Raw genomic sequence first — 13,633 nt, forward strand, 5'->3', positions numbered from 1 at the left:
TCAGGCCGCGTGCTGCTGGCTGCGCAGTTGCGCGTCGAGCTGCTGCAGCGTCGTGTATTGCGTGATGTTCAGCGCTTCCGGGTCGATCGAACCGTAAAGCTGTTCGCAGAACACGATCAGCTCGACGATGTTCAGCGAATCGATGCCGAGTTCGCCGATGCCGGCGTCCGTGTCGACGGTTTCGACGTTGAGGATTTTCGCGACTTCGCGTGACAGGATGTCGAGCGCGTCGGCCGGAACGTTCTGGGTCGTCATGAGGAGAGCTCCTGGAGTTGAGTTGGATTGATCGGGATCGATCGGCCTGTCGCGTGGGTCAACTGCCGGCTTCGCAGCGCAGGCTCTTGCGAAGCTCGTGATAACAACGGTACGAACTGCCTTCCATCTTCGAAAACGCGAGCAGGTCGCGCTGGTCGTCGAACAGCGGCACCTTGCCGTCGCGGACGAGCGCGCTCAGGAACTCGTTCGACAGCAGCTTGATCGCGAGCACGCGCTGCACCTTGCCGAAGCTGTAGTGCGCGTCGTCGGTCTGGCTGCACGCGGCGTCCGCGATGAAGCGGTGCACCGCGCGTGCGTCGGCGTCGAGCTCGACGCGGCCGGCTCGTTCGAGCCAGCCGACGTGCGCCATCAGCGCGCGGACGAAGTACGGCCGCACGACGGTCAGGTATTTGTTGAACACGGTCGGGCCGCCGATCCGCAGGCGATCCTCGGCGGCGACGCGCACCTGGCCGCCGACGTTCGCGAGCTGCAGGTTGCCCGCGAGGAACGGCGCGCCGCAGGTCGCGCGCTTGAGCTTCCGGTATTCGTCGGGCCACACGAGGTACGCGGCCGGGAACATCACGCCCGGCAAGCGCGCCGCGACGACGGCCATGCAGTCGCGGTGTGCCTCGATGCCCCACACCTTGTCGACGGTCAACGCGAGCCCGCCGTCGTCGCTGCGTACGACCGTGCGCCATGCGGCGAGCGACGGGCCGCCGCCGTCGCTCATCAGGAACGCGAAGTTGTGGCCGCTGTCGATGCACTCGCATGCGCGGCGGTTCTGGTCGTCCGAAAAGAACAGCCCGAACATGATGCGGATGAACGCGCGCATGAACGGCTTGAACAGGTGATGAAACCCTTCGCGGCCGATCTGTTCGAGCAGCGCTTCGGTGAGCGGCGCCTCGTCGTGCCGAAGCGGTGTCGATGCGGCCGCGTCGGGCAGCACGTCCGGTGTGGACGCGCGCAGCGCGATCACCATCTCGCTGTCGAGCAGCCGCACGGCGGCGGCTTCGACGAGCCGGGCCGCCGCGCGCGGCGGCGTGCCGATCGCGTCGAGGTGGCGCAGCACCGGATACGCGGCCTGGTCGGCCACGCGCAGCAGCAGCGGCGGCGAGGGCGGCGTGGCGGTCGAAGCGAGAACGGAAAGCGTGGACATGGCAGGGTTCCTGTCAGAAACGCACGCGCACGGCGGCGTCGATACGGGTGCCGAGACCGACCATCCGGTACTCGGACTGGCTGTCGGAGAAGGCGCGGGTGAGCGCGACGTCGACGCTCACGCGTTTGTTCACGTCGGCGACGATCTGCGCGATCGCGAGCAGGCCCTTGTCCTGCGGCGAATAGACGCCGCGCAACGAATATTCGACGCGGCCGATTTTCTTGCCGAGCCGCGCGAACAGGTAGTCGCGCAGGCTGCCGTCGGCGCTCACGAAAGCGGCCGTGCCTCCGAGGCCGGCCAGCGCGGCGCCGGGCGCGACGGGCAGCAGCGCGTTGTTCGCCTGCACCGCGCCGACCATCCGGCGCCACTGGCTGGCGTCGTAACGCGCTTCGTCGTGCGACCACTCGACGATCAGCGACAGATTGCCGGGCAGCGCGCTCTGCATGCCGACCGCGCTGCGCCACATGTATTGGCGATCGTTGCGGCGATCCACGGCGTCGTACGCGGCCGCCGAATCGAGCGACGTGCCGTTCGCGATGAAGGCCGGCAGCGGCCGTGTCGTGCCGCGCTCGAGCCACGCACTCGCATAGACGGTGTTCGAGCGCGCGACGTCGAACGACAGCGTCGCGCCGGCGCCGCCGCGGCCCGCGTGACGGCCGGCGAGCAGAGCGGCCGAGCCGCCCGACCAGTTGTATGCGCCGCGCACGAGCTGCGTCGCGCCTTCGACGTCGCGGTTGTCGACGTCGTTGCGCAGCGTGCGGTTCTCGCCGGCGATGAACTGCAGCGTGGTCTGCTCGCCGGCCCATTTCGCTTCGACGAGCGGCGTGCCCTCGACGTCGCCGTAGCGGTCGTAGATGTCGGCCGTCGCGGCCCGTTTCTGGAAGAAGCCGAGCGGGAAGAACGCCTGCGACGTATCGAGCGTATCGATTCGCTTGCCGGCCGTCAGCGTGATGCCGTTGTCGAACGCATAGCGCACGCCGGCTTCGTTGAAGCGGCTCGCCTGTGCGCCGAGCGAATGGTTGCTGGCGACGACGCGTGCATTCACGAACAGGTTCTCGCCGTCGATGCGCGCGAGCACGCCGGCTTCCTGCCGATCGCGCGGCGAGTCGCCGATCAGGCGGCCGAGCAGCGCGCGGCCGTCCATGCTGTCGACGGAGCGCGCGTAGCCGATACCGTTGAGCGTGCCGAGCTGGTCCATCAGCGATTCTCCATGCGCGAGCGTGCAGCCGAGCGCGAGCGGGACGGCGAGCGCGATACCCGGCCAGCCGCGGCTGGCCCGGCCGGACGACGAACGGAGGCGGTCACGACGAGCGTCGGCATCGGCGTCGTACTCACTGACCATCGGCGAGCGTGTCGGGGTTGAACCAGCCCGACGGAATCTTGTGCGGCTGGCCGTCGAGGATGTCGACGACGCTCGCACGCTGCTTCTCGACCTCGTTGCGATACGTGATCTTGCGAATCACCTTGCGGCCGTTCGCGTCGACCGGCGCGGAAAAATCGGCGCTGCGAAACAGCAGGCCGCTTGCCAGGAAGAACTGCGCGCGCACCGGCACGTCGGTATCGGGCGTGACCCACAGCTTGATCGTCGGGTAGACGTTGTCGGGGTCGGTCGCGGTCAGGTCGAGCTCGGTGGCCGGCTTGCCGGCGATCGGCGTCGTGCCCGGCGCGGCCGTCGCGCGATAGCTGTCCGCCCAGTGCGTGCGCGTGATGTCGCTGATCACGACTTCGCCTTGCAGCCGCTGCATCCCGTTGATGCGCACCGCGCTGCGCGTATTCGGCACGTAGAACCAGTGCCCGCGCGTGGTCGCGAGGTATTTCTGGCCGTCGTTCTCGCCGCTGCGCGTGAGCGCGAGCGTGTCGCCGTTGCCGCGCGTGTAGACGAGATAGCGGGTCGCGTCGCCGGATTGCCCGGCGACCTCGTTGGTGATCCGGATGTTCGTCTGTGTATCGGCTGCCGTGCTGCGGTAGGCGTCGGCACGGGCGAGCATGGTCTGGGCCGTCGGCACGTCGGCCGCGTGAGCGGCGAGCGGCGCGCACGCGACGAGCGCGGCGAACGTAACGCGAATGCGATTCATGGGGCGAGTCCTTCGAGGATGTTGCGTTTCGCGAGCCCGAGCGTCGCGAGCAGCGCCGCGGCCACGCCGAGCACGACGAACGCGGCTTCGACGGCGGCCACGGCGACGGGCGACACGGTGAATTCGAGCAGGATCGGTTTCACGCGGCCGGGCGGCGCGGGCAGGTGGATCTGCGCGTGATTGAGCGCGACCATCGTCAGCAGCGCGAGCGCGATGCCGGCGGCCGCACCGAGCAGGCCGAGCAGCGCGGTTTCCTGGATCAGCACGCCGCGCACCGTGGCGGCCGGCACGCCGAGCGCGCGCAGCGTCGAGATCTCGCGGCGCCGCTCGACGATGCTCATCAGGATCCAGTTGCTCATCGACAGCAGGATCGTCACGCAGAGGATCGCGCCGAATACCGAGAACTGGTTCTTGTACAGCGCGACGACCTGGTGATAGAGCGACACGAGCTGGTCCCAGGTCCGCACGTCGAGCGTCGGCAGCGCGGCGCGCAGCGTCGCGGCGGCGGCCGGCGCGTGCGCGGTATTCGACAGGAACACCGCGATGCGCGACGCGCGGTCGGTGCGCAGCAGCGCCTGTGCGGCCGTGAACGTCACGTTGACGATCCGTTCGTCGACGTCCTTGTTGCCGGTGCTCATCACGCCGACGATCTGCGCGTCGGTCGCGTTGATGCCGCCGTGCGCGGTCGACGCCATCAGTTGCACGACCGAGCCGACGTGCACGCCGAGCTTGCGCGCGAGTTCGGCGCCGACGACGACTTCGGTGCCCGCCTGCGTCGGCGACAGATAGCGGCCCGACAGCACCGTGTGATAGTCGAAGAAGCCGGGCGGCTCGCGGTTCGGCTCGATCCCTTCGCCGACGAAGCCGTAGCTCAGATCGCCGTTCGACACGAGCCCGTCGAAGTCGATGCCGCGCGCGGTCGTCGCGACGCCGGGCAGCGCGGCGATCGCGCGCGTCGCGGCAGCCTGCTCGTCGGCGGTCAGCCCATACTGCAGCGGCCGTTCGCCGATCAGGTCGAGATAGCCGTGGTGCAATACCTGCACATGACCGACGCCGCTGTCGATCGACCCTTCGCGCACCGCGTCGAACGTCGCGATCACGTAGCCGAGCGCGAGGCTCGACGCGAACGCGGCGACGCCGATCATCGCCATCGTCAGCACGGTGCGGCGCCGGTTGCGCCAGAGGTTACGCCACGCAAACGTCGACCAGTTCACGATTCACTCCCGGTACGCCGTCGCGCATCTCGATGCGACGCGGCAGGTGCGCGCACAGACGATCGTCGTGCGACGCAATCAAAAAGGCGGTGCCCAGCGTGCGGTTGGTGTCGAGGATCAGCTCGGCGACCGCCCGCGCGTTGGTGCTGTCGAGGCTCGCGGTCGGCTCGTCCGCGATCACGATCGCCGGCTCCTTGGCGAGCGCGCGGGCCAGCGCGACGCGCTGCTGTTCGCCGCCCGACAGCTCGCCGGGGCGGTGCCGTTCGCGCGCGGCGAGCCCCACCGCGTCGAGCATCGCGCGGGCGCGTTCGCGCCGCGTGCGCGGCGTGCCCCACGCGAAGCAGCCGAGCTCGACGTTCTCGAGCGCCGACATCACCGGAATCAGATTGAATTGCTGGAACACGAAGCCGATGCGTTCGCGGCGAATCCGTTCGAGCGTGTCCGGTGCGTCGTCGATACGGCGGCCTTCGAGCCAGCGTTCGCCGCTGCTCGGCACGTCGAGAAAGCCGGCGAGGTTGAGCAGCGTGCTTTTGCCGCTGCCCGACGGCCCGACGAGCGCGACGACGTCGCGCCGGCCGATCGAGATCGTCGCGCCGCGCACCGCGACGACGCGGCCCGCGCCCTCGTACACGCGTGTGACGTCGCGCAGCTCGAGCACGGGATCAAGCGACGCGGCCGTCATGCGAACGCTCCCTGGCCCGCTTCGACGGCGGCCGACGCGGGAATCACGGGCAACGCGCCGTTCGCATAGAGATCGCGGCACTTCAGGCGCTGCAGCTTGCCGCTCGTCGTGCGCGGCAGCGAGCCGGGTTCGACGAAACACAGATCCTGCGCGGCGAACCCGATGCGCGAGGCGAGCAGCTGCTGGCATTCGGACCGCGTTTGCGGCGTCGCGTCGACGGGCCGCGCCTCGATCGCGACGACCAGCCGCTCGGTGCCGGTTTCCGGATCGGGAAGACCGAACGCGATGCATGTGCTCTTGCGCAGCGCGCCGTGCGACGCGAGCGCTTCCTCGATCTCGTGCGGGAAATAGTTGCTGCCGCGAATGATGATCACTTCCTTCTTGCGGCCGAGGATATGCAGCTGGCCGTCCGCGACGTAGCCGATGTCGCCGGTGCGGAACCAGCCGTCGGCCGTCAGCGGCGCGGCGACCGTGCCGTCGTCGGGGTTCAGGTAGCCGAGCATCACCGACGTGCCGCGGATCGCGACTTCGCCGACCGCGCGGTTTGCCAGCGCGTGGTCGCCGTCGTCGAGGATGCGGAACGCCATCCCGTCGATCGGCGTGCCCATCGCGAGCACTGTTTCGGTATCCGTATCGGTTTCCGTATCGTGGCCTTCGTTCGCGGCGACGGGCCGCGCCTCGCGGCGCTCGATCAGCGCGCGCCGGTCGAGCGTGTCGGCGATCACGTACGGTGCGCCGTCGACCTTGCCTTCGTGCCATGCACGATGCATCGATACCGCGAGCGTCGATTCGGCCATCCCGTAGCACGGTTGCAGCGCCGACGCCGCCAGGCCGTACGGCGCGAACGTCGCGGCGAAATCGCGCAGCGTCGCGTCGTCGACGCGTTCGCCGCCGATGAAGATGTTGCGGCACGCGGACAGATCGACGCCGTCCATCGCGGCGGCATTGAAGCGGCGCACGCAATAGCGCAGCGCGAAGGTCGGCACCGACGTCGTCGTCGCGCGTGCCGATGCGATGCGCTTCAGCCAGCCGAGCGGATTCCGGATGAAGCTGTTCGGCTGCATCATCAGCAGCGGTGCGCGGTAGTGGAGGTTCGACAGCAGCGTGAGCAGCCCCATGTCGTGATAGAGCGGCAGCCACGACACGGTGCCGTCGCCGGCCGCGACATCGAAGCGCACCGATCCGCCGATGCCGAGCACGTTCGCGATCACGTTCTCGTGGCTGAGCACCGCGGCCTTCGGATGCGACGTCGAACCCGACGTGAGCTGGACATGATGCGGATCGCGGCCGCTCTTCGCGCTGATCAGCGCGCGCGCGCCGGCATCCGCGGCGCTCGACAGCGTCGCGAGATCGACGACGCGCGTGGCGCCCGCGGGAAACGCATCGTCGTGCCAGGCCGCGGCCTGCGCATCCGCGGCAACGACGATGCGCGGCCGGTACAACTCGCACGCGACGTCGATCACCTGCCGTCCGGCCGCCGCACGCCGTGCGGGAACGGGCACGGTACAGGGCAGCGCGCCCGTCATCACGCAGGCCATCATCGCGACCGCATGCTCGACCGACGCCGGCAGCGCGAGCATCACCAGATCGTTCTCGCGCACACCGAGCTCGCGCAGCGCGCCGGCCTGGCGAAACACCTCTTCCGCGAAGTGCCGGTACGTGATGCCCGCTTCGCGGCCCGCATCGTCGACGAACGTCATGCGATGCATGGCACCCGCGACGTCCTCGAGCGATTCGATCAGGCGATGAATGGTGGATGCGTACTTCGTCACGAGGATTCTCCCCTTGAGGAACACGGCCGCTCGCGCCACGGTGCCGGCGGCGCCGTTCGTCGAGTGAGGAGGATTCTTGCCGGATCGATCCGTTGCGACAAACGGAATCTATGCAGGCTATGCATGAGCGGAGCGCATCCACGAAGACCCGCGCAAATTCATTATTAGCGTGACGGGACGCTAGGTGACTGGTCGGTCTCATTCGACCGGTCGTCTAGTTCACGATGTGGTTCGCTCATGCGCAGGCGTCATGCAATGCGTTCGGAAAATTCGTTTGTCCGAAACATCGACTCACAGAAGAATTGCATCCCGGCAGCGCGCCAGCGTCGCCGCGTCATCGTGCCGGGCAGGGTCCGGCTCAAGGAGAGCGTCTTGTCCGTCACCTCATCGCTTGTCGCCCGCTCGAAACCGGTTGCAGACATGAAGAGCCGCCCGAGCGGCGTGGTCTTCTCGCTGAAGCTGGCGGTGTACGTCGCGCTCATCGCGCACGGGATGATGTTCGCGCTGTCGGCGCTCGTGATCCTGAAGGTCGTCGGCATCCTGCTGCTCGGCGCGATGTATGCGCACGGCGTCGAGCTGCAGCACCAGGCGCTGCATTACCAGGGGTTCCGCAGCAAGCGCCTGAACATGGTGTTCGGCGTGCTGCTCGGCATGCCGATGCTCGTGTCGTTCCACGCATACCAGGACAGCCACCTGCGCCATCACCGGCTGCTCGGCACGCCGGAGAACAAGGAGTTCTTCGACTACGGCGATCAGTACGGCGCGAGCCCCGTCGTCAATGTCGGGCTGTGGGCGTGGCGGCTGTCGATGGCCGCGCACTATATCCAGTTCGCGAAGAACGTCGTGAAGCTCGTCGTGCCGGGCGCGCGCTTCGGCGACAACGCGCTCGTGTCGCGCGCGATCCGCCGCGACTACCTGCTGATGGCCGCGGCGATCGCGCTGCTCGCCGCGCTGTCGTTCGCGCTGCACACCTGGTTCGCCGTCTGGGTGTGGGTCGTGCCGCTCGTATGCGTGGCGGCGCCCGTGCATGCGCTGGTCGAGATGCCCGAGCACTACCGCTGCGACCTGACGAGCACCGACCCGTTCCGCAACACGCGGACGATCGAGAGCAACGCATTCATGACATGGTTCACGAACGGCAACAACTATCACGTCGAGCATCACATGATGCCGAGCCTGCCGATCGAGCGGTTGCACGACCTGCATGGCGCGATCGCGCCGCGCATCCGCTATTACCACCGCACCTATCGGCAGTTCTACTACGCGTTGCTGCGCGGCCGGCTGTCGCCGCGCTCGGTGGAGGACGATCGGGACGATCGCGAGCCCGATGCCGAATCGGTCGCGCCGGCGTCCACGCAATCGGCATGACCACCGGCGCCGAATGCCTTGCGACGACGGTGACCGCGATGCTCTATCCCGAACTTTACAGGTCGCTCGAAGCTGTCCGCTGGGACATGGAGAAGGACATTCCGTGGGACAGGTTCGACGCTTCGTTGCTCACCGACGAGCAGGCGAAGACGATCAAGATGAACGCGATCACCGAATGGTCGGCGCTGCCCGCGACGGAAATGTTCCTGCGCGACAACCAGCACGACAGCGACTTTTCCGCGTTCATGAGCGTGTGGTTCTTCGAGGAGCAGAAGCATTCGCTCGTGCTGATGGAATACCTGCGCCGCTTCAAGCCGGAGATGGTGCCGACCGAAGAGGAGCTGCACGCGGTGCGCTTCCAGTTCGATCCGGCGCCGCCGCTCGAGACGCTGATGCTGCACTTCTGCGGCGAAATCCGCCTGAACCACTGGTACCGCTGCGCGGCCGACTGGCATACCGAGCCCGTCATCAAGCAGATCTACGAAACGATTTCGCGCGACGAGGCGCGTCATGGCGGCGCGTACCTGCGCTACATGAAGAAAGCGCTGAACAACTGCGGTGACGTCGCACGCGCCGCATTCGCGAAGATCGGCGTGCTGATGGCCTCGGCGCGCCGCACCGAGAAGCCGCTGCACCCGACCAACCTGCACGTGAACCAGGCGCTGTTCCCGCGCGACACGGTGCAGTCGCGCCTGCCGGATCCGGAATGGCTCGAGCGCTGGCTCGACGAGCAGATCCGGTTCGACGGCGAGTGGGAGAAGAAGGTCGTCGAGCGGATTCTGCACAACCTGTCGATCCTGTTCGAGCGCACGTTCGCGACCGCGCAGGAGCTGAACCGCTACCGCCGCGAAGTGACGCCGCGGACGAATGGCGCGGCGGACGGTCCGTAGCGATCGACACGTATTGCCGTCGCGCGTTTCGGGCCGGATTCCGGCCGACAGGCGAACCCGCTGCACGCTGACCGGCACTGCCGGCCGGCGGATTATTCATTTCCGGACATAATCCGTTCATCAATTACTCGAACCGCATGGCAAGAACGAATTTCATCCGTTTAGTATTTTTTAATAAACACGGAATTCCGGATTTAAATGGCATTTTGCGTGTATGTTGCAGACTGTTTGTGTTTCGCAATCCGGAAAATAAAATGAAAAAGTCGGCTGATTGAAATCGAATTGTAGGCCTCGGGCGCTGCCTCTGCCATGGCGGCGTAATCGTCGCAATGACGCCGAATTTGGCCCGTAATCGACTGTTTTTACGAGAATTTAACAACCATCCTGGTACGCTCGATTCGTTCGCATATTAATTTACAAAATCACTACTTGATAATGTTGGTGTAAGAATATCGACACGACGAAAATTGATAGATAAATACAAGTGTCACGATTGAAAATAAGAATGATATGCATCCATGCTTCAATATAAAATCGTTTCCGAATCCAAATGGGAGAAACGAATCAGGGGAGACGAAAGGCAACTTGCCTGTCGATGGGTGCAACTTTGAGGCGGCGGTATGGCTAATGTGAGATTGGCAAAGCGATTGAGAAGTTTGCCTTCGCTGGATTTCCTGAGAGGCTTCGAATGCGCGGCGCGCCATTTGAGCTTCACGCGTGCGGGGCAGGAGCTCAACGTCACGCAATCGGCCGTGAGTCGGCAGGTCAAGGCGCTCGAGGAGCAGCTTCGGATCGAGCTTTTTCATCGGCACATTCGTTCGCTGACGCTGACCGACAAGGGACGCGAGCTGTACGACGCGATTTCGTTCGCGTTGTCCGACCTGGAATCGGTGGTCGGCAAGCTGTCGTCGAGTGTCGGCCAGCGCGCCATTTCGTTGTCGACCACCGTTTCGTTCGCCGCGCTGTGGCTGATTCCGCGCCTCGGTTCGTTCCGCGCCAGCTATCCGGACATCGACGTGCGCGTGTCCGCAACGAGCGAAATTGAAGATCTTAAACGCAAACGTTTGCACCTGGCCGTGCGTTATGCCGGCCCGTATACGTCGACCGACGATACGGACGTGCTGTTTCGCGAGCGTGTCGTGGCGGTGTGCAGCCCGAGTTTGATGACGGCGGTGGGCGACGCCGCGTCGATGAAGCCGGCCGACCTCGACAAGCACGTGCTGCTGCATCTCGACGATCCGCGCGGCGAATGGCCCTGGCACGGGTGGAGCCATTTGCTGAAGGAGCTGGGCGTGCCGCGGCTGCGGCCGGCCGGCGCGCTGCACTTCAGCCAGTACGATCAACTGGTCCAGGCCGCGGTCGACGGGCACGGCATCGCGATCGGCAGGCGGCCGCTGGTCGACGGGCTGTTGAAGCAGGGGCGGCTCGTCGAGCTGTTCCCGCACTGCACCGTAGCATCGGGCAGCTACGTGCTCGTGCAGAACCCCGATGCGTGCAACGAATTCGACATCGCGGTGCTGACCAACTGGCTGCTCGAACAAGCGTGTCATCCGCTCGCGACGGAGCCGGACACGCCCGGCAGCAACGTGCTGCCGATGTATCGCGTCGGATGACGCGTCGGGTAACGCGGCGCGGCGAGAGCGTCATGCGCGCCGTCATGCGCGATACCTGCAACCTGTGCGATGATGCGCCGCTTCGCGTTCGTCGCAGAACGCCGCCGACCGCGGCACCCGTTTCCGGGTCACCGCCGAGTCCTGACATTCCGGAGACAGCATGCCCGCACACAGCATCCAAGGCAGTACCCTGCATTACCACGATCACGGCGCCGGTTTTCCGGTGCTGCTCGGGCACAGCTATCTGTGGGACGCGACGATGTGGGCGCCGCAGATCGACGCATTGTCGCGCCGGTATCGCGTGATCGTGCCGGACCTGTGGGGGCATGGCGAATCGGGCGTGCTGCCGGACGGCACGCACACGCTCGACGATCTCGCCGCGCATGCGAGCGCGCTGCTCGACGCGCTGGAAATCGAACGGTGCGCGATCGTCGGGCTCAGCGTCGGCGGCATGTGGGGCGCACGGCTCGCGCTGCGCGAGCCGCAGCGCGTGCGCTCGCTCGTGATCATGGACGCGTCGCTCGAGGCCGAACCCGATGCGACGCGCATGCGCTATTTCGCGATGCTCGATGCGATCGAGGCCGCGGGCCGCATCGCGCCGCCGCTGCTCGACGCGATCGTGCCGTTGTTCTTCCGGCCGGATGTCAATCTCGACGATCCGGTGCCGACGGCGTTTCGCCATGCGCTCGCGAACCTGCCCGCCGACCGGCTGCGGCAATCGATCGCGCCGCTCGGCCGGCTGATCTTCGGCCGCCCCGACACGCTGCCGGCACTGGCCGAACTCGATGCCGCACGCACATTGCTGATGTGCGGCGCGGGCGACATGGCGCGCCCGCCGTCGGAAACCGTGAAGACGGCGAGCGTGATCGGCTGCGAGCATGTGCTGGTGCCGGACGCAGGCCATATCTCGAACCTGGAAAATCCCGCGTTCGTCACGCGCACGCTGCTCGACTGGTTCGACACGCAGCAACTGCCGTCGAACTGACGGTCACGCGAACGGCGACACGCGCGCAGGCCGCGCGGCGCCGCATCGACCCGCGTCACGCACGCTCGCTGACCGGCGTGAACTCCCGGTCGCGCACACGCGCTCCGTCGGCACCGCCGCGCACGAGGCTCAGCGCTTCCGCGCGGCTCGCCACGCACGGCCCGGAGCCGGGCAGCGGCTGGCGCGCGGTCTCGCGCAGCGCAAGCACCGACACGATGCCGATGAACGACGCGCCCATCAGGTAGTACGCGGGCATCATCAGGTCGCCGGTGCGATCGACCAGCCATGCGGCGACGAGCGGCGTCGTGCCGCCGAACAGCGACACCGACACGTTGAAGCCGATCGCGAGCGCGCCGTAGCGGATGCGCGTAGGGAAGAGGGCAGGCAGCGCCGACGGCATCACGCCCGTGAACGTCGACAGCAGGATGCCGTAGATCAGCATCCCGCCGAAGATCGGCAGCATGCCGCCGGTGCGGATCAGCATCAGCGCCGGCACCGAGAGCGCGAGCAGGCCCACGCAGCCGGCCATCATCACCGGCTTGCGGCCGACCTTGTCCGACAGGTGCCCGGCGTACAGCGTCATCGGCATCATCAGCACCATCACGAGCAGCACCATGAAGAGCCCGTGCGATTCGCGAACGTGCAGCGTCGCCGACAGGTAGCTCGGCAGGTACGACAGCGCCATGTAGTCGGTCACGTTGAAGATCAGCACGAGGCCGACGCATTGCAGCAGCGGCCTCCACTGTTCGACGAGCAGCGTCGCGAAGCGCTGCTTCGGCCGCGCGCGTTCGTCCGCTTCGCGTGCTTCGGCCTCTTTCCTGAACGCCGGGGTTTCCTCGAGCTTGAGCCGCACGTAGAGGCCCACGAGGCCGAGCGGGCCGGCGATGAAGAACGGTACGCGCCAGCCCCACGACAACAGCGCGTCCTGCGACAGCGTGGCCGTCAACAGCGCGACCGTGGCCGCGCCGAGCGTATAGCCGATCAGCGTGCCGAACTCGAGGAAGCTGCCCATGAAGCCGCGGCGCTTGTCGGTCGAGAACTCGGCGATGAAGGTGGCGGCGCCGCCGTATTCGCCGCCGGTCGAGAAGCCCTGCACGAGGCGGGCGACGAGCAGCAACACGGGCGCCATGATGCCGATCGACGCATAGCTCGGGATCAGGCCGATCGCGAAGGTGCCGGCGGCCATCATGATCATCGTGGCGGCGAGCACGCGCTGGCGGCCGATACGGTCGCCGAGCGGGCCGAACACCATGCCGCCGAGCGGGCGCACGAGGAACGCGGCCGCGAACGTGCCGAAGGTGGCGAGCAACTGCGCGGACGGGCTGCTGGACGGGAAGAACACCTTGCCGAGCGTGACGGCGATATAGCTGTAGACGCCGAAGTCGAACCATTCCATCGCATTGCCGAACGCCATGGCGCCGACCGCGCGCTTGACGACGGCAGGGTCGACGATCGTGATGTCATCCAGCTTGACGGACTTGCGCGAAGACCGGGCTTTCGCGGGGTGCGCTTGCGACGGGCTCAATGAACTCTCCTGGAATTGCCTTGGCAGCCGGCCGGCGGGAATGAAGCGGGGGCGTGCGGACCGACGGACAGCGAAGGCGGATGTCTCGGGGGTGCCTC

General features: G+C 66.8%; 12 protein-coding genes. 4 read left to right on the forward strand and 8 right to left on the reverse strand.

All coding sequences use genetic code 11. From position 1 onward, the window contains the following. The 7 genes from C4B30_RS00590 to C4B30_RS00620 are packed head-to-tail and all read right to left on the reverse strand — an operon-like array spanning window position 1 to window position 7,154. Window positions 1-255, reverse strand: a complete 255-nt coding sequence (locus C4B30_RS00590) for an acyl carrier protein (RefSeq protein ID WP_006481176.1) — start codon at window positions 253-255, stop codon at window positions 1-3. Between the two features lie 58 nt (window positions 256-313). Further along, on the reverse strand, window positions 314-1,411 hold the full coding sequence (locus C4B30_RS00595; protein ID WP_027786449.1) for a hypothetical protein: 1,098 nt from the start codon (window positions 1,409-1,411) through the stop codon (window positions 314-316). Between the two features lie 13 nt (window positions 1,412-1,424). Continuing rightward, window positions 1,425-2,753 (reverse strand): hypothetical protein, encoded by a 1,329-nt coding sequence (locus C4B30_RS00600; protein ID WP_027786450.1) that lies wholly within the window; start codon window positions 2,751-2,753, stop codon window positions 1,425-1,427. Next, complete coding sequence (locus C4B30_RS00605) at window positions 2,743-3,486, reverse strand: outer membrane lipoprotein-sorting protein (protein ID WP_027786451.1); 744 nt, start codon at window positions 3,484-3,486, stop codon at window positions 2,743-2,745. The genes C4B30_RS00600 and C4B30_RS00605 overlap by 11 nt, the downstream gene beginning before the upstream one ends. Further along, entirely contained in the window at window positions 3,483-4,700 is a 1,218-nt protein-coding gene (locus C4B30_RS00610; RefSeq protein ID WP_027786452.1) for an ABC transporter permease, read from the reverse strand. The genes C4B30_RS00605 and C4B30_RS00610 overlap by 4 nt, the downstream gene beginning before the upstream one ends. Beyond that, a complete protein-coding gene (locus tag C4B30_RS00615) occupies window positions 4,672-5,382 on the reverse strand; it encodes an ABC transporter ATP-binding protein (protein WP_027786453.1) in 711 nt (236 codons plus the stop codon). The genes C4B30_RS00610 and C4B30_RS00615 overlap by 29 nt, the downstream gene beginning before the upstream one ends. Continuing rightward, entirely contained in the window at window positions 5,379-7,154 is a 1,776-nt protein-coding gene (locus tag C4B30_RS00620; protein ID WP_027786454.1) for a fatty acyl-AMP ligase, read from the reverse strand. The genes C4B30_RS00615 and C4B30_RS00620 overlap by 4 nt, the downstream gene beginning before the upstream one ends. 420 nt (window positions 7,155-7,574) lie before the next feature. Between C4B30_RS00620 and C4B30_RS00630 the strand changes: the two genes are divergently transcribed. The 4 genes from C4B30_RS00630 (at window position 7,575) to C4B30_RS00645 (ending at window position 12,010) form a co-directional block, all read left to right on the forward strand. Then, window positions 7,575-8,522 carry a fatty acid desaturase family protein gene (locus tag C4B30_RS00630; RefSeq protein WP_027786455.1) on the forward strand — a complete coding sequence of 316 codons (948 nt, stop codon included), beginning with the start codon at window positions 7,575-7,577 and terminating at the stop codon, window positions 8,520-8,522. A 29-nt stretch (window positions 8,523-8,551) separates the two neighbouring features. After that, the gene (locus C4B30_RS00635; RefSeq protein ID WP_089502478.1) at window positions 8,552-9,412 is read left to right on the forward strand and encodes a diiron oxygenase; all 861 of its coding nucleotides are present in this window, start codon (window positions 8,552-8,554) and stop codon (window positions 9,410-9,412) included. Between the two features lie 620 nt (window positions 9,413-10,032). Continuing rightward, window positions 10,033-11,025, forward strand: coding sequence for a LysR substrate-binding domain-containing protein (locus C4B30_RS00640; RefSeq protein ID WP_027786457.1), 993 nt, complete (start codon window positions 10,033-10,035; stop codon window positions 11,023-11,025). A gap of 160 nt (window positions 11,026-11,185) precedes the next feature. Then, window positions 11,186-12,010, forward strand: coding sequence for an alpha/beta fold hydrolase (locus tag C4B30_RS00645; RefSeq protein WP_027786458.1), 825 nt, complete (start codon window positions 11,186-11,188; stop codon window positions 12,008-12,010). A 55-nt stretch (window positions 12,011-12,065) separates the two neighbouring features. Here the strand turns inward: C4B30_RS00645 and proP are convergent, their stop codons facing one another. Then, window positions 12,066-13,535, reverse strand: a complete 1,470-nt coding sequence (proP, locus tag C4B30_RS00650) for a glycine betaine/L-proline transporter ProP (protein WP_027786459.1) — start codon at window positions 13,533-13,535, stop codon at window positions 12,066-12,068. Between the last annotated feature and the right edge of the window lie 98 nt (window positions 13,536-13,633).

Source organism: Burkholderia sp. BE12, assembly GCF_002959955.1.
In the GTDB taxonomy this organism is placed as follows: Bacteria; Pseudomonadota; Gammaproteobacteria; order Burkholderiales; family Burkholderiaceae; genus Burkholderia.

Excerpts from the sequence above, each read along its gene's own strand:
- C4B30_RS00590 (WP_006481176.1), bottom strand. The coding sequence starts at position 255 with ATGACGACCCAGAACGTTCCGGCCGACGCGCTCGACATCCTGTCACGC.
- C4B30_RS00595 (WP_027786449.1), bottom strand. The coding sequence starts at position 1,411 with ATGTCCACGCTTTCCGTTCTCGCTTCGACCGCCACGCCGCCCTCGCCG.
- C4B30_RS00600 (WP_027786450.1), bottom strand. The coding sequence starts at position 2,753 with ATGGTCAGTGAGTACGACGCCGATGCCGACGCTCGTCGTGACCGCCTC.
- C4B30_RS00605 (WP_027786451.1), bottom strand. The coding sequence starts at position 3,486 with ATGAATCGCATTCGCGTTACGTTCGCCGCGCTCGTCGCGTGCGCGCCG.
- C4B30_RS00615 (WP_027786453.1), bottom strand. The coding sequence starts at position 5,382 with ATGACGGCCGCGTCGCTTGATCCCGTGCTCGAGCTGCGCGACGTCACA.
- C4B30_RS00630 (WP_027786455.1), top strand. The coding sequence starts at position 7,575 with ATGAAGAGCCGCCCGAGCGGCGTGGTCTTCTCGCTGAAGCTGGCGGTG.
- C4B30_RS00640 (WP_027786457.1), top strand. The coding sequence starts at position 10,033 with ATGGCTAATGTGAGATTGGCAAAGCGATTGAGAAGTTTGCCTTCGCTG.
- C4B30_RS00645 (WP_027786458.1), top strand. The coding sequence starts at position 11,186 with ATGCCCGCACACAGCATCCAAGGCAGTACCCTGCATTACCACGATCAC.